The 25,240-nt window shown below is 71.3% G+C and carries 13 protein-coding genes; 4 read left to right on the top strand and 9 right to left on the bottom strand.

What is annotated here, in order from left to right:
• Window positions 1-21: 21 nt before the first annotated feature.
• Entirely contained in the window at window positions 22-2,565 is a 2,544-nt protein-coding gene (locus FB382_RS02360; protein WP_182536460.1) for a bifunctional FO biosynthesis protein CofGH, read from the top strand.
• A gap of 100 nt (window positions 2,566-2,665) precedes the next feature.
• Window positions 2,666-4,492, top strand: coding sequence for a serine/threonine-protein kinase (locus FB382_RS02355; RefSeq protein ID WP_182536458.1), 1,827 nt, complete (start codon window positions 2,666-2,668; stop codon window positions 4,490-4,492).
• Between the two features lie 74 nt (window positions 4,493-4,566).
• On the opposite strand, the gene FB382_RS02350 is transcribed toward FB382_RS02355, so the two are convergent.
• Genes FB382_RS02350 through FB382_RS02340 form a run of 3 tightly spaced genes read right to left on the bottom strand, consistent with a single transcriptional unit; the run spans window position 4,567 to window position 7,707 of the window.
• Window positions 4,567-5,820 carry a sugar ABC transporter permease gene (locus FB382_RS02350; protein ID WP_182536456.1) on the bottom strand — a complete coding sequence of 418 codons (1,254 nt, stop codon included), beginning with the start codon at window positions 5,818-5,820 and terminating at the stop codon, window positions 4,567-4,569.
• Window positions 5,813-6,616: an ATP-binding cassette domain-containing protein gene (locus tag FB382_RS02345; RefSeq protein ID WP_125039069.1), complete on the bottom strand. Its 804-nt coding sequence runs from the start codon at window positions 6,614-6,616 to the stop codon at window positions 5,813-5,815. Before FB382_RS02345 ends, FB382_RS02350 begins: the two co-directional genes overlap by 8 nt.
• Window positions 6,616-7,707, bottom strand: a complete 1,092-nt coding sequence (locus FB382_RS02340) for a substrate-binding domain-containing protein (protein ID WP_182536454.1) — start codon at window positions 7,705-7,707, stop codon at window positions 6,616-6,618. Before FB382_RS02340 ends, FB382_RS02345 begins: the two co-directional genes overlap by 1 nt.
• Window positions 7,708-7,885: 178 nt before the next feature.
• Between FB382_RS02340 and FB382_RS02335 the strand changes: the two genes are divergently transcribed.
• On the top strand, window positions 7,886-9,082 hold the full coding sequence (locus FB382_RS02335; RefSeq protein ID WP_182536452.1) for an ROK family transcriptional regulator: 1,197 nt from the start codon (window positions 7,886-7,888) through the stop codon (window positions 9,080-9,082).
• Between the two features lie 35 nt (window positions 9,083-9,117).
• Here FB382_RS02335 and FB382_RS02330 read toward each other — a convergent pair whose 3' ends face one another.
• On the bottom strand, window positions 9,118-9,501 hold the full coding sequence (locus FB382_RS02330; RefSeq protein WP_182536450.1) for a VOC family protein: 384 nt from the start codon (window positions 9,499-9,501) through the stop codon (window positions 9,118-9,120).
• 189 nt (window positions 9,502-9,690) lie between these two features.
• Here FB382_RS02330 and FB382_RS02325 point away from each other — a divergent pair, with 189 nt between their 5' ends.
• Window positions 9,691-17,448 carry a DUF4082 domain-containing protein gene (locus FB382_RS02325; protein ID WP_182536448.1) on the top strand — a complete coding sequence of 2,586 codons (7,758 nt, stop codon included), beginning with the start codon at window positions 9,691-9,693 and terminating at the stop codon, window positions 17,446-17,448.
• 16 nt (window positions 17,449-17,464) lie between these two features.
• On the opposite strand, the gene guaA is transcribed toward FB382_RS02325, so the two are convergent.
• From guaA to FB382_RS02300, 5 genes are all read right to left on the bottom strand, one after another.
• On the bottom strand, window positions 17,465-19,042 hold the full coding sequence (gene guaA, locus FB382_RS02320; protein WP_182536446.1) for a glutamine-hydrolyzing GMP synthase: 1,578 nt from the start codon (window positions 19,040-19,042) through the stop codon (window positions 17,465-17,467).
• Between the two features lie 382 nt (window positions 19,043-19,424).
• The gene (locus tag FB382_RS02315) at window positions 19,425-19,946 is read right to left on the bottom strand and encodes a hypothetical protein (protein WP_182536444.1); all 522 of its coding nucleotides are present in this window, start codon (window positions 19,944-19,946) and stop codon (window positions 19,425-19,427) included.
• A 27-nt stretch (window positions 19,947-19,973) separates the two neighbouring features.
• Window positions 19,974-21,707: a GMC oxidoreductase gene (locus FB382_RS02310; protein WP_182536442.1), complete on the bottom strand. Its 1,734-nt coding sequence runs from the start codon at window positions 21,705-21,707 to the stop codon at window positions 19,974-19,976.
• Window positions 21,704-23,320: a succinic semialdehyde dehydrogenase gene (locus FB382_RS02305; RefSeq protein ID WP_182536440.1), complete on the bottom strand. Its 1,617-nt coding sequence runs from the start codon at window positions 23,318-23,320 to the stop codon at window positions 21,704-21,706. The genes FB382_RS02310 and FB382_RS02305 overlap by 4 nt, the downstream gene beginning before the upstream one ends.
• A gap of 98 nt (window positions 23,321-23,418) precedes the next feature.
• Complete coding sequence (locus FB382_RS02300; protein WP_182536438.1) at window positions 23,419-25,146, bottom strand: glycerol-3-phosphate dehydrogenase/oxidase; 1,728 nt, start codon at window positions 25,144-25,146, stop codon at window positions 23,419-23,421.
• Between the last annotated feature and the right edge of the window lie 94 nt (window positions 25,147-25,240).

Below are 25,240 nucleotides of genomic sequence, written 5' to 3'. Positions count from 1 at the left end.
CCCGCGGTTAGCCTGAGCACGATGAGCGAGCAGCCGACTCCCCAGCAAGTACGCCGGGCGTTGGCGCGCGCCGAGCGCGGTGCCGCCCTGGACGTCGCCGAGGCCACCGTCCTGCTGGCCACCCGCGGTGAGGACCTCGACCGGCTGACCGCGGCCGCCGCGCAGGTCCGTGACGCCGGGCTGGCCGGGGCCGGTCGCCCGGGGGTCGTCACCTACTCTCCCAAGGTCTTCATCCCGGTCACGAAGCTGTGCCGCGACCGCTGCCACTACTGCACCTTCGTCGAGTCGCCGGGCCAGCTGAAGCGGGCCGGGCACGGGATGTTCCTCTCCCCCGACGAGATCCTCGAGATCGCCCGCCAGGGCGCCGAGCTCGGCTGCCTCGAGGCCCTCTTCACCCTCGGCGACCGCCCCGAGGACCGCTGGCCCGAGGCCCGCGCCTGGCTCGACGAGGAGGGCTACGACTCCACGCTGGCCTACGTCCGTGCGATGGCGGTGCGGGTGCTCGAGGAGACCGGCCTCCTGCCCCACCTCAACCCCGGCGTCATGTCCTGGGAGGAGATGAACCGCCTCAAGCCGGTCTCCCCCTCGATGGGGATGATGCTCGAGACCACCTCGCGCCGGCTCTTCGAGGAGAAGGGCGAGGCCCACCACGGTTCCCCCGACAAGGATCCCGCCGTCCGGCTGCAGGTGCTGGAGGACGCCGGTCGGCTCTCGATCCCCTTCACCACCGGGCTGCTCGTCGGCATCGGCGAGACGCTGACCGAGCGGGCCGAGACGATCTTCGCGCTGCGCGCCACGCTGAAGCGCTACGGCGCGGTGCAGGAGGTGATCGTCCAGAACTTCCGGGCCAAGCCCGACACCGCCATGCGGCACGCCGACGACCTCGCCCTCGACGACTACCGCGCCGCCATCGCCGTCACCCGCCTCGTCCTCGGGCCCAAGGCGCGCGTCCAGGCGCCGCCCAACCTGGTCGACCTCTCGGAGTGCCGCGCCCTACTCGGTGCCGGCGTCGACGACTGGGGCGGCGTCTCCCCACTGACCCCTGACCACGTCAACCCCGAGCGGCCCTGGCCCAGCCTCGACCGGCTCCGCGACATCACCGCCGAGTGCGGTTTCGAGCTGCGCCCCCGGCTCACCGTCCACCCCGAGTACGTCGTCCGCGGCGAGCCGTGGCTGGACCCCCGGGTCTCCGCGCACGTGGCCGCACTGGCCGACGAGGACGGGCTCGCGCAGGTCGGCGTACGTCCGGTCGGGCTGCCCTGGCAGGAGCCCGACGGCGGGTTCGCCAGCGTCGGACGCACCGACCTGCACGAGGCCGTCGACCGTGAAGGACCCGGCGGGGGCCGCACCGAGGACCGCCGCTCGGACTTCGGCAACGTCTACGGCGACTGGGACTCGGTCAAGGACGCCGCCGCCCTGACCGGTGGACCCGCCGTGCTGCACGCCGAGGGCCGCGAGGCCCTGGCCGCGGCCGAGCGCGACCCGGGCAACCTCGCCGACGAGCACGCCCTCACCCTGATCACCGCCGAGGGAGCCCTCCTGGAGCAGGTGGTCCGACTGGCCGACGACCTGCGCCGCGACACCGTGGGCGACGACGTCACCTACGTCGTCAACCGCAACATCAACTTCACCAACGTCTGCTACGTCGGCTGCCGCTTCTGCGCCTTCGCCCAGCGCCGCACCGACGCCGACGCGTTCTCACTGTCGCTCGAGCAGGTCGCCGACCGCGCCGAGGAGGCCTGGCAGCTCGGCGCCACCGAGGTCTGCATGCAGGGCGGCATCGACCCCGAGCTGCCCGGCACCGCCTACTTCGACCTCGCCACGGCCGTGAAGCAGCGCGTCCCCGGCATGCACGTGCACGCCTTCTCCCCCATGGAGATCGTCAACGGCGCCACCCGCACCGGCCTGTCCTTCGAGGACTTCCTCATCAAGGCCCGCGAGTCCGGCCTCGGCTCGATCCCGGGCACCGCCGCCGAGATCCTCGACGACGAGGTCCGCTGGGTGCTCACCAAGGGCAAGCTGCCCACCCGGACCTGGGTCGAGATCATCAGCACCGCCCACCGGGTGGGCATCCCCACGACCAGCACGATGATGTACGGCCACGTCGACAACCCGCGCCACTGGGTCGGCCACCTCCGGGTGCTCTCCGGCATCCAGGACACCGCACGCGAGCACGGCAACGCCGGCTTCACCGAGTTCGTGCCGCTGCCCTTCGTGCACCACTCCGCGCCGATCTACCTCGCCGGCGTCGCCCGCCCCGGCCCCGGCCACCGCGACAACCTCGCCGTCCACGCCCTGGCCCGGATCCTGCTGCACGGCCGGATCGACAACATCCAGACCAGCTGGGTCAAGCTCGGCGTCGACGGCACCCGCGCCATGCTCCGCGCCGGCGCCAACGACGTCGGCGGCACCCTCATGGAGGAGACCATCTCCCGGATGGCCGGCTCCGAGCACGGCTCGGCCAAGACCGTCGAGGAGCTCACCGAGATCGGCGCCGGCATCGGCCGCCCGGTCCGCGAACGCACCACGACCTACGGCTCGCCGGGGTCGCTGCCCTCGCGCTGAGCGTCGAAACGGGGCATCATGCGGGAGCCCGGCGAAAACAACGTAAAATCCGCCGGGTACATGGGGGCGGCACGCCGCCGACGACGGGGCTGAGGCGGGGATGGCGGGATTTCCTAAGGCGGGCGACGAGTACGGCGGTCGCTACCGCATCGTGCGCCAGCTCGGGCACGGCGGCATGGGCGTGGTCTACGAGGCCGTCGACAAGGTGCTCAACCGGTCGGTGGCGCTGAAGATCGTGCTCCCCTCGTTGCCGGACCGCGAGGACTACCAGCAGCGGTTCGCCCGGGAGGCCAACGTGCTGGCCCGGATCCGCTCGCGCAACATCGTGGGCATCCACGAGTACGGCGAGCACGACGACACCGTCTTCTTCGTGACCGAGCTCTTCCCCGACGGCGACCTGCACAGCTGGATCGCCCGGAACGGTCCGCTCGACCGCCGCGCCGCCCTCTCCCTCGTCGCCCAGGTGTGCGAGGCGCTCGCCGACGCGCACGCCCACGGCGTCATCCACCGCGACGTCAAGCCCGGCAACGTGCTGCTGTGGAGCCGGCCCGAGGGGCTGATCCCCTACCTGTGCGACTTCGGCATCGCCGTGGACGGCCAGGACGAGAAGCGCGCCAGCCTGACCCGCACCGGCACCCTGATCGGCAGCCCCGCCTACATGGCGCCGGAGCGGCACTTCGGGCACGCCGCCGACGAGCGCGGCGACATCTACTCCATCGGCTGCCTGCTCTGGGCCGCGTTGACCGGCGACGCGCCCTACAGCGGCACCGACTTCCAGATGATGAACGCCCACATCAACGGCCAGGTCCCGCAGCTCGACACCGGCCACCCCGTCGACGACCGCATCGACGCCGTCCTGGCAGGCGCGCTCAACAAGGACCCGGAGCGCCGTACGCCGTCGGCGGCCCAGCTGCGCGCCGAGCTGCTGGCGATCATCAAGGACATCGACGCCGCCGTCGTGCCGCTCCCGATCCCGCCCCAGCAGGCCGCCGGCGCACCCGTCGACCAGGACGAGGACCGCACCCGCGCCACCTCGATGCCGCTGGTCGACGTCCCGGCCGAGCCGATTGCCGAGCTGGCCGCCGCACCGATTGCCGCCGAGCCGGCCGCCGAGCCGCCGCTCGACAGCACCGTGATCCGCGACCTCCCCGCAGTGCCGCCGGTCGTCCCGCCCGGGCCGCCGGCGCAGCACGCCGCGACCGCGTCGCGGGGTCGCCGCTGGCTGGTCCCCGCCCTGGTCGCCGCGGCACTCGTGGCCGTGGGGACCACCGCGGTCGTCGCCGCCGCGGGTGGCGACGACGAGAAGGCTCCGACCTCCAGCGAGCCGACGACCAGCACCTCCCCGTCGCCCTCGGCATCGACGCCGGTGACCCCGCTCGCCGCTCCGAAGCCGCCGCAGGTGCGGGCTGCCCCGGCCTACCGCTCGGTGGCCTTCGTCCTGGCCGCGCCGAAGGCGAAGGCCGGGCTGCACCCCGTCGTCCAGGTCAACACCGGCGACGGCTGGACCGACGCCTCCGGCAAGCGGGTCACGGTCCCGACCCGCCAGGGCGGCGACCGCGGCTGCCTGTCGGCGCGCACGACGGTGGCCGACGGCGACCAGCAGGCGGCCAGCGACCCGGTGCGCGCCTGCGGCACCGCCGCGCCCCGCGTGGTCCGGCTGGTCCGCACCGCCGACGCGTGCAGCAACGGCACCGGCTGCCACTGGTACAACGTCTACGCCGAGGGCTTCGCCTCCGGCACCTCACCCAAGGCGTTCATCTACGACAGCCCGGGTCACCCCTGGTGCGACTGCACGTTCAACCCGATCCGGATCGGCAAGGACGGCCGCGGCGCGCAGGTCCACGAGTGGCAGGTCGCCCCGGGCGCCTTCGCGCGGAACGTCACGCTCTCCATCGACGGCGTCACCCAGGTCGTCTACGTCCCCTGACCCGCCCGGACGCACCGAGGCCACCCGCGCTTCGCAGCAACGGGTGGCCTCGGGACTGATGACCTCGGGGTCGGTCAGCCGCGTCCGCTCGAGGAACGGATCCGGCGCGACACCGAGTCGATCGCCACGGCCAGCAGGAGCACGGCACCGGTCACCATGAACCGGACCGAGGAGTCCACGCCGACCAGGTTGAGGCCGGTCTGGATGGCCTGCAGCACGACGATGCCGAGCAGGGCGGAGTACGCCGAGCCGCGGCCACCGAAGAGGCTGGTGCCACCGATGACGGCCGCCGCGATGGCGGTCAGGTTGGTGTCAGTCGTGCCGGACGCCTGCGAGACCGAGGTCTGCAGACCGGCGGCCAGCAGGCCACCCACCGCCGCGAGCATCGAGCACAGGGCGAAGACCGAGAAGTAGACCCGGCCCACCTTGATGCCCGAGCGGCGCGCCGCCTCGACGTTGCCGCCGACCGCGAAGACGTGCCGTCCCCAGCGGGTCCGGCGCAGCGCGAAGTCCATGGCCACCACGAGCAGCACGAAGAACAGCCAGAGGTAGCTCCAGCCGCGATCGATGTTGATGTAGTAGGTCAGGAACCCGAGCCCGGCACCGAGGAGCACCGTCTTGAGCACGATCAGCGGCACCCACGGAGTGCTGAGGCCAGCCTGGGCGCGGGTGCGCGAGCCCCACAGCTGAGCGCCGAGGAAGGCCAGCGTGATGAGCGCGACCAGGAGGTACGACACCGGGTGCGAGACGAACTTGAAGCGCGTCCACTGCACCAGGAACCCGTCCGAGGGCAGGTTGATGGTGCCGTTCTTGCCCAGCACGTAGAGCAGCAGGCCCTGGAAGCTCAGCAGTCCCGCGAGGGAGAAGACGAACGACGGGACGCCGACCCGCGTGTAGAGCACGGCGTAGAGCGCACCGATCGCGAGGCCGATCAGGATTCCCGCGATCAGCCCCAGCACCGCCGAGTGGCCCTTCTCGACCGTCAGCACGGCCATCGAGGCGGCTGCGAGGCCGCTGACCGAGCCGACCGACAGGTCGATCTCGCCCAGCAGCAGGACGAGCACGATGCCGAGGGAGATCGTCCCGACGGGCGCCGCGAACTGCATGATCGAGACCAGGCTCCGCGAGGAGAGGAAGACCGGCTCGGCGGAGTAGAAGCCGATGCAGATCACGATCAGGCCGACCACGACCGGCAGGCTGCCGAGCTCGCCGGACTTGAGCCGGTCGAGCAGCACCTTGGCGTAGCCCGCGAAGCCCTCGGCCTTGATCAGCCGCTCGTCGGTGAGGTCGGTCGCGACCGCCGGGGCGGGGGTGTCCGTGTCAGCCATCGTGGCTCTCCTTCCGGCGCTCGGCACGAGCCGCCACGACGTTGTCCGAGGCGCCGGTGATGGCGGCGACCAGCTGTTCGGTAGACGCCTCCTCGACGCGGAACTCCGCCGCGTTGCGACCCAGGCGCATGACGACGATGCGGTCGGCGACCGCCTGGACGTCGGCCATGTTGTGGCTGATCAGGATGACCCCGAGCCCCGTCTCGCGCAGCCGCTCCACGAGGTTGAGCACCTCCGCGGTCTGGGCGACGCCCAGGGCGGCCGTCGGCTCGTCGAGCATGACGACCTTGGGGTTGCCCACGAGGCTGCGGGCGATGGCGACGGTCTGGCGCTGACCACCGGACAGTGCGGCGATCGGGATCCGGACCGAGGGGATCTTGGCAGACAGGGTGCGCAGCAGGCGCCACGCCTCCTTCTCCATCTCGACCTCGTTGAGGACGTGGGCGTTGGCCCGCTCCTGGCCCAGGAACAGGTTGGCCACCACGTCCAGGTTGTCGCACAGGGCGAGGTCCTGGAAGACCGTGGCGATCCCGAGCGCCTGGGCCTGTGAGGGCCCTCCCACCGAGACCTTGCGGCCGGCGAAGGTGATGTCGCCGCCGTCGGGCTGGTAGACGCCGGAGATCACCTTGACCAGCGTGGACTTGCCGGCACCGTTGTCGCCCACGAGGGCCACGACCTCACCGGCCCGCACCTCCATGTGCACGTCGGTCAGGGCCTGCACGGCGCCGAACCTCTTGTTCACGCCGGTCAGGGACAGGACCACGTCCCCGACCGGCGCTTCCGTCATGGTGCTCATCAGGAGATGCCAGCCGCCTTGCAGGCGTCGGCGTACTCGCTCGTGCAGATGTCCGAGGCGGAGTAGAAGCCGTCCTTGATGACGGTGTCCGCCACGTTGTCCTTCGTCACCGCGATCGGGGTGAAGATGAACGACGCGACGCCGTTGTAGTCGCTCTGGTCGATGCCGGTGTCCGTGGTGCTGCCGACGTCGTCGCCGTTGGCGAGCTTGACGGCCACCTCGGCGGCCGTGTTGGCCTCGATCGGGATCGGCTTGTAGATCGTCACGGTCTGCTCACCGGCGATGATCCGCTGCACGGCAGCGAGTTCGGCGTCCTGACCCGTGATGGGCGGGAGCGCGTCGGCGGGGACGCTGGCACCGGTCAGCGCGGCGACGACGCCGCCGGCCTGGCCGTCGTTGGCGGCGTAGACCCCGTTGATCTCCTTGGGGTCGTACTTGCTGAGCTGGTCGGTGACGAACTTCTGGGCGTTCTCCGGGCTCCAGTCGGGGTTGTCGTACTCCTGGAGGATCTTCACGCCGCTGGCGTCGATCACCGAGTGGGCGCCGGCCTTGAACTGCGCGGCGTTGGGGTCGGAGGGGGCACCGTTGAGCATCAGGATGTTGCCCTTGTTGCCCATCGCGTCGACGAGGGCCTGGCCCTGCATCTTGCCGACGGTCTCGTTGTCGAAGGACATGTAGTAGTCCGCGCCCTCGATGAACCGGTCGTAGGCGATGACCTTCGCGCCGGAGTCCTGGGCGGACTGGACCATCGCGCCCGCGCCGGCACCGTTGACCGGGTCGAGGACGATGACGCTCGCGCCGTCGCTGATGGCGGTGTCGACCTGCTGGGACTGCTTGGTCTCGTCCTGGTCGGCGTTGTAGTAGGTCACGTTGCAGTCGCTGCAGAGCTTCTTGACCGCGGCCTCGAAGAGCGGCTTGTCGAACGCCTCGTAGCGGGTGGTCTTGGACTCGGGGAGGAGCAGGGCAATGGTCTTGCCGGAGTCGCTGCTGCCGCTCTTGGTGGAGTCGTTGGCGCCGCAGGCCGCGAGCCCACCGGTGCCGATGATGAGCGCGAACCCGAGGGCTGCGACGCGGTGAAGGGGTGTGGACACGTATCTCTCCTCGACTGGGGGCCGGCGCGGCGGCGCATGCCCGACTGATCTGGGTCCGAGTGTTGACCGTCACATGCTTGTCGTCAAGACGTGAACGCAAAAATGATCATTCCGGTACATGGAGCGAGTTATTCATCACGTCTTGACCACAAGGCCGTCGTGCGTCATGGTTCCTGCCATGCGTCATCACCGCACCGACGCGGCGCCCGGGTCGACCTCCACGCTGCGTACGGCGAACCAGCAGCGGGTGCTCGACGTACTCCGCAGCGGGTCCGCCCCGGGCCCCACGGCGGACCTCACCGGGGGCGACTTCACCCAGGCCGAGCTGGCCCGGGTGACGGGCCTGGCCCCGGCCACGGTCTCCAACATCGTGCGGGAGCTGGTCGCGTCCGGGCTGGTCGAGACCGAGGCCGGCAGCGGCCGACGGGGGTCGGCGATCCGGCTGGCCCGCGCCGCGGGCATCGTGGGAGGCGTCGACTTCGGGCACAGCCACGTCGCCGTGGCGATCGGCGACCTGACCGGACGTCTGCTCGCCGAGGAACGCCAGCCCCTCGAGCAGGGCCACGCCCACATCGAGGCCCTCCGGCTCGCCTCGTCCATGCTCGACGCGATGACCTCGAAGTTCGACCCTGCCGGACCCATCCGCCACATCGGCCTGGGCCTGCCCGCGCCGGTCACCAACGACGTGGTCCGCTCCTCCGCGATCTTCCCCGGCTGGGACGGCGTCAACACGCGGGCCGCCGCCGAGGAGCACTTCGGGATCCCCGTGCACGTCGAGAACGACGCCAACCTCGGCGCGCTCGCCGAGCACCGCCAGGGCGTCGCGCGCGGCCACGACAGCTCGGTCTTCGTGAAGATCTCCTCCGGCGTCGGCGCCGGCATCATCATCCACAACGAGCTGTTCCACGGCTCGGGAGGCACCGCCGGCGAGATCGGCCACCTCACCCTCGACGACGCCGGCCCGCTGTGCCGCTGCGGGAGCCGCGGCTGCCTCGAGGCCTACGCCTCCACCGGCACCGTGCTCGCCATGATGGCCGGCCAGCTTCCCGACGCGACGCTCGACGACCTGCTCGACGCGGCCCGCACCGGCAACGTGTCGGCCCAGCGCGCCCTCGAGGATGCCGGGCTCCACCTCGGCAAGGGCATCGCCTCGGTGGTCAACCTGATCAATCCCTCGGTCGTCGTCATCGGCGGCGACATGGCGCGCGCAGGCGACCTCCTGCTGGAGTCCGCCCGGATCGGCCTGCGCCGGCACGCGCTCGACTCGGTCGCGCTCACCCCGATCCTGGCCAGCGAGCTCGGGGAACGCGCCTCGCTCGTGGGCGCCGTGCTGCTGGCCGCGGAGCGGACGGTCCTCGTCGTCGAGCACGCCTGAGGCGGGGGTTTCGAGACGGTTGCTGCGCAACCTCCTCAACCAGCGAGAACGATCTCGACCTCGAAGCCCTCGGAGCTCTCGAGGTAGAGCGCCGTGTGCTGGTCGCCGCCGGCGTGCGGGTAGCGATCGGCGAACAGTTCGTGCCAGCCGTGCGAGGAGGACTCCGCGCGCATCCGGTCGAGGAGCGTGCGGTCCTCGACGGTGAAGGCGAGATGGTTGATGCCGGCGCGCATCCGGTCGAACGGCGCGTCGACCTGGTCCGGGGAGCGCTCCATGAACAGGTAGGTCCCGTCGGGGTGCGCCCAGGAGCGGCCGTCGTCGGAGACGTCCCACTCGAGCTCGCCGAGCAGCCACCCCCACTCGGCAGCAGCGACGACGGGGTCGCCGACCCACAGGTCGAGGTGGTGGAGGGCCCGCATGCGGGCCACTCTACGGAGACTGTCCTTCATCTTCGGTAATCCACCGGCCGAGCCCGTTTCGAGGGCGTTTCCGCTCCTACGCTCCGGCGATCAGCGGAGTTCTTCCCGCGCCGCCGGCGCACGCCGGACGACGCTCACGACGCACATCGGGGCGGGGAGCCGAGGGACCGTCAGTCAGTAGGTGCGCACATGCTCATGACCCGGACGCGCAGGCAAGGGACCACCCCACGACGCACCCGCCGACGGGCCGCGACCTGGCTGGCCGTCCTCGCCGGCGCCCTGGTCACGGCGTTCCTCACCGTGATCCCCGCGCAGGTCGCGGTCGCGGCGCCCTGCGACGCGCCGGTCGTCAGCCCCGTGGCGTGCGAGAACACCAAGACCGGCAACCCGCAGAGCGAGTGGGGCATCACCGGAGCGGGCAGCGGCTCGATCCAGGGCTTTGCCACCCAGATGAGCGTCAACGTGGGCGAGACCGAGGGCTTCAAGATCGACACCCCGGCGACGTCGTACCGCCTCGACATCTACCGGATGGGCTACTACGGCGGCATGGGCGCCCGGCTGGTCGCGACGGTCAACCCGACCACGATCGTGACCAACCAGCCCAACTGCCTCAACGACACCACGACCGGCCTGATCGACTGCGGCAACTGGACCCAGAACGCGTCGTGGACCGTGCCGGCCACCGCGGTCTCGGGCATCTACTTCGCCAAGCTGAACCGCACCGACGGGACGGCCGGGGCGAGCCACGTCTTCTTCGTGGTGCGCAACGACAACTCGAGCTCCAAGATCCTCGTGCAGACCTCCGACACGACCTGGCAGGCCTACAACCAGTACGGCGGCAACAGCCTGTACGTCGGCTCCCCCGCCGGGCGCGCCTACAAGGTCAGCTACAACCGGCCGTTCACGACCCGCGACACGAGCCCCGAGGACTTCGTCTTCAACTCGGAGTACCCGATGGTGCGCTGGCTGGAGTCCAACGGGTACGACGTCAGCTACACCTCCGGGGTCGACACCGCCACCCGCGGGGCCGAGCTCCTCGAGCACAAGGTCTTCATGTCCGTCGGGCACGACGAGTACTGGTCCGGCCAGCAGCGCGCCAACGTCGAGGCGGCCCGCGCCGCCGGGGTGAACCTCGCGTTCTTCAGCGGCAACGAGATCTTCTGGAAGACCCGCTGGGAGCCCAGCATCGCGGGGCCGAGCACGCCGAACCGGACGCTGGTGACCTACAAGGAGACACACGCCAACGCGCCCATCGACCCGCAGGACCCGACCACGTGGACGGGCACCTGGCGCGATCCACGCTTCAGCCCGCCCGCTGACGGCGGGCGGCCGGAGAACGCCCTGAGCGGGACGATCTTCACGGCCAACTGCTGCGCGATCAACATGGTCGTCGGGTCGGCCGACGGCAAGATGCGCTTCTGGCGCAACACGCGCGTGGCAACGCTGGGCACCAACGCGACCACGACGATCGGGTCCAGCGTGATCGGCTACGAGTGGGACGAGGACGCCGACAACGGGTCTCGCCCCGCGGGTCTGTTCCGCGTCTCCCAGACGACCGGCAGCGCCCAGGTGCTGCAGGACTACGGAAGCAACTACAGCAACGGCACCGCCACCCACGCGATGACGATGTACAAGGCGCCGAGCGGCGCCCTCGTCTTCGGTGCCGGCACCATCCAGTGGCCCTGGGCCCTGGACGCCAACCACGACCGCGGCTCCGCGGCCGCCGACACCGCGGCCCGCCAGGCGACGGTCAACCTGCTGGCCGACATGGGCGTCCAGCCCACCACCCTGCAGAGCGGCCTGGTCGCCGCGACGGCCTCGTCCGACACGACAGCGCCAACCTCGACGATCACCGGACCGGCCAACAACACCAACGTGCCGGTGGGCGCCCAGATCACCGTGACCGGCACCGCGGCTGACACGGGCGGCGGCCGCGTGGGCGGCATCGAGGTCTCCAGCGACAACGGGGCGACGTGGCACCGCGCCACGGGCCGGGAATCGTGGACCTACTCGTTCACACCGCCGTCGGCAGGCACACTCAACATCCGCAGCCGAGCCGTGGACGACAGCGGCAACATCGAGGCCCCCAAGGCCGGAATCACCGTGACGGTCGGGTCCAGCGGCGGCCCGGTCAGTTGCCCCTGCTCGATCTGGCCCAGCACCGCGACCCCGGCGGGCACCGACCCCGACACCAGCTCGGTCGAGCTCGGAGTGAAGTTCCGCGCCTCCCAGGACGGCTTCATCACCGGGATCCGCTACTACAAGGCCTCGGCATCCACCGGCACGCACGTCGGCACCCTCTGGAGCGGCACGGGCACCAAGCTCGCCACCGTCACGTTCACCGGGGAGACGGCCAGCGGCTGGCAGCAGGCGACGTTCTCCTCCCCCGTCCCGGTCACGGCCAACACCACCTACGTCGCGTCCTACTTCACCCCCTCGCGGTACGTCGTCAGCGGGGCCTACTTCGCCAGCTCACCGGTCATCAACGGGCCCCTGACCGCGCTCCGCGACGGCTCCGACGGCGGCAACGGGCTCTATCGCTACGGCAGCACCGCCGGCCAGTTCCCCACGAGCACCTACAACAGCGAGAACTACTGGGTCGACGTCGTCTTCCAGCCGGGCACCGACACCACCAAGCCCACGCTGACCGGCCGGACCCCTGCCGCCGGCGCGACCAACGTCTCGGTCGGTGCCACGCCGACGGCCACGTTCAGTGAGGACGTCACGCAGGCGTCGATCGCCTTCACGCTCAAGAACCCTGCGGGCACCACGATCGCCGCGACGACGGCCTACGACGCGGCGACCCGCACGTCGACGCTCACGCCGAGCGCCGCCCTGGCACCGTCCACCACGTACACCGCCACCGTGAGCGGTGCGAGCGACGCCGCGGGCAACGTGATGGACCCGGCCACCTGGACGTTCACCACGGCGGCCGCCGACACCACCAAACCCACCCTCACGGGCCGTACGCCGGCTCCCGGCGCCGCCAACGTGCTGGTGACGACGGCGGCGACGGCGGTCTTCAGCGAACCGGTCACGGCCGGGTCGATCACCTTCACGCTCAAGAACCCGGCCGGCGTCGCCGTCGCGGCCACGACCTCCTACAACGCCGGCACCCAGACCGCGACGCTCACGCCGAGCGCCTCGCTGGCGACGAGCACGACCTACACCGCCGCGGTCAGCGGCGCGACCGACCCGTCGGGCAACGTGATGGACCCGGTGAGCTGGACCTTCACGACGGCGCCGCCGAGCAGCAACAACTGCCCCTGCACGATCTGGCCCAGCACCGCGACCCCGGCGGGCACCGACCCCGACACCAGCTCCGTCGAGCTCGGAGTGAAGTTCCGCGCCGCCCAGGACGGCTTCATCACGGGCATCCGCTACTACAAGGCCTCGGTATCGACCGGCACCCACGTCGGCACCCTCTGGACCGGCACGGGCACCAAGCTCGCCACCGTCACGTTCACCGGGGAGACGGCCAGCGGCTGGCAGCAGGCAACGTTCGCGAGCCCTGTCCCGGTGACAGCGAACACCACCTACGTCGCGTCCTACTTCACCCCCTCGCGGTACGTCGTCAGCGGGGCCTACTTCGCCAGCTCACCGGTCATCAACGGGCCCCTGACCGCGCTCCGCGACGGCTCCGACGGCGGCAACGGGCTCTATCGCTACGGCAGCACCGCCGGCCAGTTCCCCACGAGCACCTACAACAGCGAGAACTACTGGGTCGACGTCGTCTTCCAGCCGGGCACCGACACCACCAAGCCCACGCTGACCGGCCGGACCCCTGCCGCCGGCGCGACCAACGTCTCGGTCGGTGCCACGCCGACGGCCACGTTCAGTGAGGACGTCACGCAGGCGTCGATCGCCTTCACGCTCAAGAACCCTGCGGGCACCACGATCGCCGCGACGACGGCCTACGACGCGGCGACCCGCACGTCGACGCTCACGCCCAGCGCCGCCCTGGCGGCGTCCACCACCTACACCGCCACCGTGAGCGGAGCGAGCGACGCCGCGGGCAACGTGATGGACCCGGCCACCTGGACGTTCACCACGGCGGCCGCCGACACCACGAAACCCACCCTCACGGGCCGCACGCCGGCTCCCGGCGCCGCCAACGTGCTGGTGACGACGGCGGCGACGGCGGTCTTCAGCGAACCGGTCACGGCCGGGTCGATCACCTTCACGCTCAAGAACCCGGCCGGCGTCGCCGTCGCGGCCACGACCTCCTACAACGCCGGCACCCAGACCGCGACGCTCACGCCGAGCGCCTCGCTGGCGACGAGCACGACCTACACCGCCGCGGTCAGCGGCGCGACCGACCCGTCGGGCAACGTGATGGACCCGGTGAGCTGGACCTTCACGACGGCGCCGCCGAGCAGCAACAACTGCCCCTGCACGATCTGGCCCAGCACCGCGACCCCGGCGGGCACCGACCCCGACACCAGCTCCGTCGAGCTCGGAGTGAAGTTCCGCGCCGCCCAGGACGGCTTCATCACGGGCATCCGCTACTACAAGGCCTCGGCATCGACCGGCACCCACGTCGGCACCCTCTGGACCGGCACGGGCACCAAGCTCGCCACCGTCACGTTCACCGGGGAGACGGCCAGCGGCTGGCAGCAGGCAACGTTCGCGAGCCCTGTCCCGGTGACAGCGAACACCACCTACGTCGCGTCCTACTTCACCCCCTCGCGGTACGTCGTCAGCGGGGCCTACTTCGCGACCTCGGCCACGACGCGTGGCCCCCTCACAGCGTTGCGGGACGGGACGGACGGCGGCAACGGGCTCTACCGCTACGGCAGCACCGCCGGGTCGTTCCCCAACAACACCTACAACAGCGAGAACTACTGGGTCGACGTCGTCTACCAGGACAGCGCGACGGACACGACCCCGCCGAGCCTGGTGGCCCAGACCCCGACCCCGGCCGCAACAGGCGTGCCCACCAACACGCAGGTGACCGCGACCTACAACGAGCCGGTCAAGGTCGGCAGCGCCACCGTCGCGCTGCGCAACCCGGCCGGAACGCTCATCCCGGGCACCACGACGTACGACACCAGCGGGACCCGGGTGGTCTTCGAGCCGGGGACCGCCCTGCAGGCCTCGACGACGTACTCCGTGCAGGTCACCGGCGTCTCGGATGCCGCCAACAACGTGGCGCCGACGGCGAGCTGGTCGTTCCAGACGGCCGCACCCGCCCCACCGGCGCCCGACCAGGGCCCGGGTGGCCCGATCGCCGTGGTCACGAGCAGCACGGCGCCGATCTCGACCTACCTCGCCGAGATCATGCGCGGGGAGGGTCTCAACGAGTTCTCGACCATGGGCGCGGCCGCGCTCACCGCCGCCAACCTGGCCGCGTTCCGGGTGGTGGTCCTCGGCGACGTGCCCGTCACCGATGCGCAGGTCACCGCCCTGAGCGACTGGGTGACGGCCGGCGGCGACCTGATCCTGATGCGCCCGGACCCCCGGTTCCTGTCTCTCGCCGGACTGACCGCGCAGACCGGCAGCGTCTCTGACGGCTACCTCGCCGTCGACGCCAGCACCGCGCCCGGCGCCGGGATCACGACCGACACCATGCAGTTCCACGGGACCGCCAACCGCTACGCGCTCTCGGGAGCCACCACCGTCGCGACCCTCTACACGACGGCCACCGCGTCGACCGGGCTGCCGGCCGTCACCTGGCGCACCGTCGGCACCAGCGGGGGCCAGGTCGCCACCTTCGCCTTCGACCTGGCCAAGTCGATCGTGCAGACCCGTCAGGGCAACCCTGCCTGGGCGGGGCAGGAGCGGGACGGAACGTCGCCGGTGCGATCCGACGACCAGTACTTCGGCGGTACGAGCACCGACTGGGTCAACCTGTCCAAGGTGCAGATCCCCCAGGCGGACGAGCAGCAGCGGCTGCTGGCCAACCTGATCACGGTGATGAGCCGCGACAAGCTGCCGATGCCGCGCTTCTGGTACTTCCCCGACACGACCAAGGCCGTCGTCGTGGCCACCGGCGACGACCACGGGAACGGCGGCACGAAGGGTCGCTTCGACGCCTACCTGGCGGCCAGCCCGCCCGGCTGCTCGGTGGCGGCCTGGACCTGCCCGCGGTTCACGTCCTACATCTACCCGTCCACCCCGTTCACCAGCGCCGACGCATCGGCGTACACCGCCCAGGGCTTCGAGGTCGCCCTGCACCCGCAGAACCAGTGCAACGACTACGGGACCCTGACCGACCTGCAGGGCACCTACAGCGCAGACCTCGCCGCCTGGCGTGCGAAGTACACGGGCATCGCCTCGCCGACCACGAGTCGCTACCACTGCATCGTGTGGAGCGACTGGTCCTCGCAGCCCAAGGCGGAGCTCGCCAACGGCATCCGGCTGGACACGAACTACTACTACTGGCCCGGCACGTGGGTGCAGGACCGGCCGGGCTTCATGACCGGCTCCGGCATCCCGCAGCGCCTCACCGACACCGACGGGTCGCTCATCGACGTCTACCAGGCACACACCTTCATGACCGACGAGTCGCAGCAGAGCTACCCGGCCACACCCAACGCCCTGCTCGACCGGGCGCTCGGCCCGCTCGGCTACTACGGCGCATTCACGGCCAACGTGCACACGGACTACTCCACGACCTACGAGGACAGCCAGCTGCTCGCCTCCGCCCAGGCCCACGGCGTGCCGGTCATCACGGCGCGCCAGCTGCTCACCTGGACCGACGGTCGCAACGGCTCGTCGTTCGGCAACCTCGCCTGGTCCGGCGGCAACCTGACCTTCACCATCGCCGTCGGGACCGGGGCTTCCCGGTTGACCGCGATGCTGCCGACGACCGGACCCGGTGGCCTCCAGATCGCCACCCTGTCGCGCGGCGGCACGTCCGTCGCCTTCACGAAGATGACGGTCAAGGGTCAGGAGTACGCCGTGTTCCCGGCCTCCGCGGGCTCGTGGACGGCGACCTACACGACGACCGGCTCCCTGACGGCGGGCCCCGCCCGGGTCACCGCCACGCGCGAGACCGGGGCGACCGTTGCCTGGTCGACAACTCGGGCCGCGACCTCCACCGTGCTGGTCGGCGCGGGCGCCGGCTCGCTCTCACCGGTGGAGCGGGCCGACCGCACCACCCAGCACCGGGTCGTCCTCTCCGGGCTGCGACCCGGGGCCACCTACCGCTACCGCGTGGTCTCGCGGCTGCCCAACGGCACGACCCGCGCCTGGCCCGCCTACGGCCGGCCCGCCGCGACGTTCCGCACCAGGGCCGTGGACACGCTCGCACCCACCATCAGCAGGCTGCGCACGATCTCCCTGCCCGACGGCACGGCCCGGGTCAGCTGGCAGACCTCCGAGCCGTCGGACTCGCTGGTCAGCTTCGGGCAGACCGCGCTCCCGCTGCTGGGAGCCGAGACCCGGCGCGACGGCGAGCTGGTGCGGCGGCACACGGTCGTGCTGACCGGCCTCGACCCGAGCGCGGCGTACTGGCTGTCGGCGGAGTCGGCCGACGCCGCCGGGAACAGCGCCTCCACCTCGGTGGTCGCGCTGGACACCGGCAAGGCCGGGGTCGCGCTGCAGTCGAGCCAGTTCCTCACCGGGACGCTCAGCGGCGACCTGCGGCTCGGCGACGGCGGGTTCGGCGCGCTGACCCTGCCGGGCGGCGGGCGCGGCACGTTCGAGTCCACCACCCAGGACTCGCGGCTGAAGGGCGACTGGCGCCAGGCGCTCGTCGAGGACTCCGGCGCCACCGGGGCGCGCACCGTCGTGGCCGTTCGCACCGGCAGCTCACCGGAGCCCAACGGCTCGTGGACCGGCTGGCGGACCGTCGCGACCGACGGCTCGACCTTCCGCTCCCCCGGCCGCTACCTGCAGTTCCGGGTCACGATGGTCGCGCCGACGGGCACGGCGTACTCCGTCACCGCCGTCGGCTTCACCCACGACGGCACCCCGCCGGAGGTGGTCGGCGAGGGCGACTAGGCCGACCGAGAGGGGGTCACTCCCACTCGATGGTGCCCGGCGGCTTGGAGGTGACGTCGACAGTGACGCGGTTGATCTCGGCGACCTCGTTGGTGATCCGCGTGGAGATCCGCTCCATCACCTCGTAGGGCAGGCGGGCCCAGTCGGCGGTCATGGCGTCCTCGGAGGTGACGGGCCGCAGCACGACCGGGTGGCCGTAGGTGCGGCCGTCACCCTGCACGCCGACGGAGCGTACGTCGGCCAGCAGCACCACCGGCATCTGCCAGATGTCGCGGTCCAGGCCGGCACGCGTGAGCTCCTCGCGGGCGATCGCGTCGGCCTCGCGCAGGATGTCGAGCCGGTCGCGGGTGACCTCGCCGATGATCCGGATGCCCAGGCCGGGGCCGGGGAACGGCTGGCGGTGCACGATCTCGGCGGGCAGGCCGAGCTGCTCCCCGACGAGACGGACCTCGTCCTTGAAGAGCGTGCGCAGCGGCTCGACGAGCTCGAACTCGAGGTCCTCGGGCAGGCCGCCGACGTTGTGGTGGGACTTGATGTTGGAGGTGCCGGCGCCGCCGCCCGACTCGACCACGTCGGGGTAGAGGGTGCCCTGCACGAGGAACGCGACCTTCTCGCCCTCCTGCGCCGCGGCGCCCAGCACCTCGGCCTCGGCGGCCTCGAAGACGCGGATGAACTCGCGGCCGATGACCTTCCGCTTCTCCTCCGGGTCGGTCACGCCGGCCAGCGCCGTGAGGAAGCGGTCGGAGCACTCCACGACGTGGAGCTTCACACCGGTCGCGGCGACGAAGTCGCGCTCGACCTGCTCGGCCTCGCCCTTGCGGAGCAGGCCGTGGTCGACGAAGACGCAGTCGAGCCGGTCGCCGATCGCGCGCTGGACGACCGCCGCGGCGACCGCGGAGTCGACGCCGCCGGACAGTCCGCAGATGGCCCGGCCCTCGGTGCCGATCTGCTCGCGGATCCGCTCGATCTGCTCCTCGACGATGTTGACCATCGTCCAGGTCTGGCGGCAGCCGGCGATCCGGTGCAGGAAGTGCTCGAGGACCTGCTGGCCGTGCTGGGTGTGCATGACCTCGGGGTGCCACTGCACGCCGGCCAGTCCGGCCGCGACGTTCTCGAACGCCGCCACCGGGGTGACCGTGGTCGAGGCCAGGACCGTGAAGCCCTCGGGGGCCGCGCTGACCGAGTCGCCGTGGGACATCCACACGGTGTGCTCGGCGGGGATGTCGGCCAGGAGCGTGCCGGGCTCGGAGACGGCGACCGGGGTGCGGCCGTACTCGCGCGCGCCGGTGTGGGAGACCTCGCCGCCCAGGCCGCGGGCCATCAGCTGGAAGCCGTAGCACATGCCGAACACCGGGGTGCCGCTCGTGAAGATCGAGGGGTCGATCGACGGGGCGCCCTCGGCGTACACGCTCGAGGGTCCGCCCGACAGGATGATCGCCTTCGGGCGGCGGGCCAGCATCTCCTCGACGGGCATCGTGTGCGGCACGATCTCGGAGTAGACGCGGGCCTCGCGGACGCGGCGGGCGATCAGCTGGGCGTACTGCGCCCCGAAGTCCACCACGAGGACGAGGTCATGGTCGGGGAGGTCCGTCATGGGCCGACTCTATCGGCGCGGGTGGCTCCGCCTCGAACCGCGCCCGGCGTGATCCGTGCCGCTCCGACCCCACCGATTGGTTTCGAGACGGCCTGGACAGCCCGTCGCTGCGCTCCGGCCTGTCCGGGCCTCCTCAACCTCCCGCCCTGGTCCATGCCTGTGCGCTGGCGCGCTCAGGCAAGGGGGCGTGAAAACTAATCAGGGCCCGACCGGGGAGGGAGGGTGGTCGGGCCCTGATCGTCCACGCATCTGATGGACAGTGCCTGGACCTGGGAACCCGGCCTACTGGGAGGGAGCATGACTGCCGGGTTCGCAGGCTCAACGAGCCGTCCGGACGGGGGTTACGGGATGTTCTAGACAGGTTTTCGGTGACGGGTGTGAGTCAGCCGACAGGCACGAGCGGGTCGCGCGAGGACTGGACCATCAGCACGATGAAGCAGACGAAGACGGTCAGCCCCGCGAGCACGAGCAGGACGACGGCCGGGGTCGATCCGGGGCCTGCCGTCCACGCGACCAGCGGCACCAGGACCGTCAGCGCCACGTCGGCCCAGCGGATGGTCTGCGCCCCCGAAGCCCGGTGCGGGACGAGGGCGATCAGGGCCGTGCACACCGCGAAGACGAAGCCGGTCGAGGCGACGTACGACGCCACCGAGAGCACCGCACCACTGACCCCGACCCACGACGGGAGCGAGACGAGGAGCGCGAGCCCGGCGGCCCCGGCCGCCCACCGGAACCCGGCGTGGCGGGAGGCGAGACGCAGGGCCGCCATCAGCGCCAGCGCCCACCCGATCGGGTCCGGCACCAGGTCGAGCCCGTTGATGTTGAAATCGATCGCGACCAGCCCCATGCCCCAGGCGGCCATGAGCAGCGGTCGCAGCGGGCGTGCGTCAGTCGTGTCCCCCATGGGGCGGGATCATGCCACGCGGACCCCTCAGCTGACCCCGACGATCGGCAGCCGCAGCGCGCCGGGCGCGCTCTCCGGCACCGCCGGGCGCGCGGGCGCCACCGGCTCGATCCGGACGTACGTCGCTCCCAGCTCCGGACGCTGGTCGGCGTCACCCTTGTTGGGCCAGAACGACATCGCCCGCTCGGCCTGCGCGGTGATCGTCAGCGACGGGTTGACCCCGAGGTTGGCGGTGATCGCCGACCCGTCGGCCACGTGCAGGCCGGGGTGTCCGTAGACGCGCTGGTAGGGGTCGATCACGCCCGTCTCGGCCGAGTCGCCGATGGCGCAGCCGCCGATGAAGTGGGCTGTCAGCGGCATGTTGAAGGGCTCGCCGATGTTGCCGCCGGCGGTGCCGCCGAAGACACCGGCCATCCGGCGTACGGCGTCGTTGCCGGCGGGGATCCACGTCGGGTTGGGGGCGCCGTGCCCCTGCTTGGACGTCATCCGCCAGCGGCCGGTGAGCGGGTTCTTCTTGGGGTACGTCGTGATCGAGTTGTCCAGGCTCTGCATGACCAGCGCGATGACGGTCCGCTCGGACCAGTGCTTGAGGTCGTAGAGGTCGCGGACGTTGCCGCGTTGGGTCCACAGCTCGCGCAGCCAGGTCTTCCAGCGAGGCCGGTCGCCGTCGCCGTCGGTGAGCACGGTCTGCATCATCGCCATCGTGTTGTGGCCCTTGCCGTAGCGCACGGGCTCGATGTGGGTGTGCTCGTCGGGGTGGAAGCTCGAGGTGATCGCGACGCCCTGGGTGTAGTCCGTGGTGTCGGACTTGGGCGCGATCGCCCCCAGGATCGACTCGGAGTTGGTGCGGGTCAGGTGGCCGAGGCGGTCCGAGAGGCCGGGCAGGTCCCCGTCGGCCTTCATGGCGTGCAGGAGCTTCTGGGTGCCGAGCGAGGCGGCGGCCATCACGACGTGCTGGGCGGTGAGGACCCGGGTGTTCTTGGCGGTGGCGCGCCGGGCCTTGGTCCAGCGGACGTGGACGTCGTAGCCGCCCCCGGACGACTCGGCCCGCGGCACGAGCCGGGTGACCGTGGTCATCGGCAGGACCCGGGCGCCGTTCTTCTCGGCGAGGTAGAGGTAGTTCTTGACCAGGGTGTTCTTGGCGTTGTGCCGGCAGCCCGACATGCACTCGCCGCAGTTGAGGCAGGTGTTGCGGGCCGGGCCCTCGCCCCCGAAGAACGGGTCCTCGACCTTCTCCCCCGGCGCCTGGCCGGGACCGCCGAAGAACACGCCGACGGGGGTCGGGTGGAAGGTCTCCCCCACGCCCATGTCGTCGGCGACCTGCTTCATCACCTTGTCGGCGTTGGTGTGGACGGGGTTCTCGACGACGCCGAGCATCCGCTTGGCCTGGTCGTAGAACGGGGCGAGCTCGGAGCGCCAGTCGGTGATGTGGGCCCACTGGCGGTCGGTGTAGAACGCCGGGAGCGGCTCGTAGAGCGTGTTGGCGTAGACCAGCGAGCCGCCACCGACACCCGCGCCGGCCACGATCATCGTGTCGCGGACCGCGTCGATGCGCTGGATGCCGTAGCAGCCGATCGCGGGCGCCCACAGGTAGCTCTTGAGGTCGGTGGTGCCGGTGGAGAAGTCCTTGTCCTCGAACCGCGCGCCGGCCTCGAGCACGGCCACCCGGTAGCCCTTCTCGGTGAGCCGCAGCGCGGTCACGGACCCGCCGAAGCCGGACCCGATGACGATGACGTCGTAGTCGAACTCGGTCTCGCTCATGCTCGTCCCAGCTTCTTCATCAGGCGGAGGTTGGCGGTCATCACCTTCGCGTAGGTCTCGTCGGACATGCCCAGCATCGGGGCGAAGCGGACCAGCCGCTGGGTGGCGACCGACTGCGACTCGGTGTAGCGCAGGATCCCCTCGCTGCCCTGGCGGCGGCCCATGCCGGACTCGCGCATGCCGCCCATCGGGCTGTCGATGCTGGCGAAGGTCGCGCCGAAGGCCTCGTTGATGTTGACCGTGCCGCACTTGATCTCACGGGCGATCGCCCGGGCCCGGGCGCCGTCCTGGCTGTAGATCGAGGCGTTCAGGCCGTAGGACCCCTCGTTGGCGCGGGCGACCGCGTCGGCCTCGTCGTGGAAGCGGTAGAGCGCGATGACCGGCCCGAACGTCTCGTGGCCGAAGCAGGTCATGTCGGGGGTGACGCCCTCGAGGATCGTCGGCTCGTAGAAGAACGGCCCGAGGTCGGGTCGGGCCCGACCGCCGGCGAGCACCCGCGCGCCCTTGGCGACGGCGTCGTCGACGTGGGCGACCACCGTGTCGAGCTGGTCCTGGGAGATCAGCGACCCCATGTCGTTGCCCCAGTCGAGCGTCGCGCCGAGCGTCATCGCCTGCGTGCGCGCGACGAACCGCTCGACGAACCGGTCGTAGACCTGGTCGGCGACGAACATCCGCTCCACCGAGACGCACAGCTGGCCGGCGTTGGAGAAGCTCGCCCGGACGGCGCCCTCGGCGGCCTTCTCCAGGTCTGCGTCGCGGAGCACGAGGAGGGGGTTCTTGCCGCCGAGTTCGAGCGAGCAGCCGATCAGCCGGTCGGCGCAGCCCTTCGCCACGATCTTGCCGGTGGCCGTGGAGCCGGTGAAGCAGACGTAGTCGGCGCGCCCGATGATCGACGTACCGACCTTGGAGCCGGGTCCGGCGACGACCTGCCAGAGGTCCTTCGGGAAGCCCGCCTGCTCGAGCAGCTCGGCGGCCAGCAGCGCGGACAGCATCGTCTGCGCATCGGGCTTGGCGACCACGGCGTTGCCGGCGAGCAGGGCCGGGAGGCCGTCGCACAGCGCCATCGTGAAGGGGTAGTTCCACGGCGAGATGATGCCGACGACGCCCTTCGGGATCCGGTTGAGCTCGACCCTGGTCAGGCCGGGGACCACGCCGAGCTTGCGCTGGGTGTCGAGGTGGTCGTGGGCCGTGCGCGCGTAGTAGCGGGCGGTCAGCGCGATGTGCAGCGGCTCGTCGAAGGCGTGCTTGCGGGCCTTGCCGGACTCCCACACGATCAGGTCGATGATCTCGTCCTGGCGGTCGAGCACGAGGTCGTGCAGCCGCATCAGGATCGCGCTGCGCCGGTCGATCGGGGTCCGCGCCCAGGCCTCCTGCGCACGCCGGGCCCGGCGGAACGCCTCCTCGACGTCGGCGTCGCTGGACTGCGGGATGTGCGCCAGCGGGGCGCCATTGAGCGGCGAGCGCACCTCCACCGTCTCGCCCGTGGTGGACAGCACCCGGCTGGTCAGGGCCGCGGTGCGCGCGGGCTCCAGCGCGTACGACGCCGTCGGGTCGTGCTCGGGGTCGTGCGGGCCCTCGACGAGGGGGCCGGAGGAGGGGGTGGGGTCATTCATGTACCGAGAGTATGTGACCCGGGTCTCGCTCACTACCCTCCGGTAGCCAACTGAGACGATTGACACATGGGCTTGATCTGTCAAGCAAACCCGGTGGGCTACACGATGTCCGGCGCCTGCACCCGCGCCTCGTCGGCCTCCCGGTCGGTGCGCTGCTCCTGGGAGACCCGCTCGGCCTCGACCCGCCGCAGGTAGTGGTCGACCTCCTCGGCGGTGCGCTCCTCCGACCAGCCCAGCACCTCGGCCATCAGCCGGGCGGCCGGCGCGGCCGCCTTCACTCCGCGGTCGAAGGTCTCGATCGAGATCCGGGTCCGGCGGGTCAGCACGTCGTCGAGGTGGCGGGCCGCCTCGTGGGTGACGGCGTAGACGACCTCGGCCGCGAGGTAGTCCTCGGCGCCCTCGAGCGGCAGGCCCAGCACGCGGCGGGACGCGATCAGGTCGAGGACGTCGTCGACCATCCCGCCGAACCGGCCGAGCAGGTGGTCGATCCTGGCCACGTGCAGCCCGGACCGCCGGGCGAGCAGGACCCGCTGGTTGGACCGGGTCTCGAAGTCATCGGCCCCGACCAGCGGCACCCGGTCGGTGATCGAGTCACGCACGGTGATGTTCACCGTGGTCCGCAGGGAGTGTCCCGCCGCGTCGATCGCGTCCCGGGCCATCACGCGGTAGGTGGTGAGCTTGCCGCCGGCGATCATCACCAGCCCCGGGACCGGGGTGACGACGGTGTGCTCCCGCGAGATCTTGGAGGTCGGCTCGGACTCGCCGGTGAGCAACGGGCGGAGGCCGGCGTACACGCCCTCGACGTCGTCGTGGTCGAGGGGCTCGCGCAGGATCGTGTTGACGTGGGCGAGCACGTAGTCGATGTCGGTGCGGCTGGCCGCCGGGTGGGCCTTGTCGAGGTCCCACGGGGTGTCGGTGGTGCCGATGATCCAGTGCCGGCCCCACGGGATCACGAACAGCACCGACGTCTCGGTCCGGGTGATGAAGCCGGCGTCGGAGCGGATCCGGTCGCGCGGCACCACGAGGTGGATGCCCTTGGAGGCCTGCACGTGCAGGGCGCCCCGGCCGCCGACCATCTCCTGGATCTCGTCGGTCCACACGCCCGCAGCGTTGACCACCACGCGGGCCCGCACCTCGAGCTCGCGCCCGGACTCCAGGTCCACGGCGCGTACGCCGACCACGCGCTCCCCCTCGCGCAGGAAGCCCGTGACCTTGACCCGGGTCGCCACGTGGGCGCCGTGCTTCGCTGCGGTCCGGGCGATGGTCACGACCAGGCGGGCGTCGTCGACCTGGCAGTCGTAGTAGCGGATCGCCCCTGTGAGCTTGTCGGCCTTGAAGTCGGGAGCGATCCGGGCGACCTGCTTGCGGAAGAGGTGGCGGTGGCGCGGCAACCCCATCTCGTACTTGCCGAGCATCGCCATCGCGTCGTACAGCGCGAGGCCGGCGCCGACGTAGGGGCGCTCCCAGCCCTTGTGGGTCAACGGGTAGAGGAACGACACCGGCCGGACCAGGTGCGGCGCGAGCCGGGTGTAGAGCAGGCCGCGCTCCTGGAGGGCCTCGCGGACCAGCCCGAAGTCGAGCATCTCGAGGTAGCGCAGGCCGCCGTGGATCAGCTTGCTGCTTCGCGAGGAGGTGCCGCTGGCGAGGTCGCGCTGCTCGAGCAGGCCGGTGTTGAGGCCGCGGGTGACCGCGTCGAGGGCGGTGCCGGCGCCGACCACTCCCCCGCCCACGACCAGCACGTCGAGCTCCGTCTCGCCCCCGGTGCCGGTCATCGTGGCGATGGCCGCGTCGCGGGACTCGGGGCTCAGTGCGCTCGAGTGCGTCATGCCGCCAGTCTCGCAGGCCGGCGTGGCGGGGAGGTGTCGTGCGGGCCGCGGGTGCACGTGATCGTTCAATTGCTGGGAAAAGCACCTGTTCGCG

Origin of the sequence: Nocardioides ginsengisegetis, assembly GCF_014138045.1 — a bacterium.
Classification (GTDB): Bacteria; Actinomycetota; Actinomycetes; order Propionibacteriales; family Nocardioidaceae; genus Nocardioides; species Nocardioides ginsengisegetis.
This window is presented reverse-complemented; position numbering and strand designations above follow the sequence as displayed.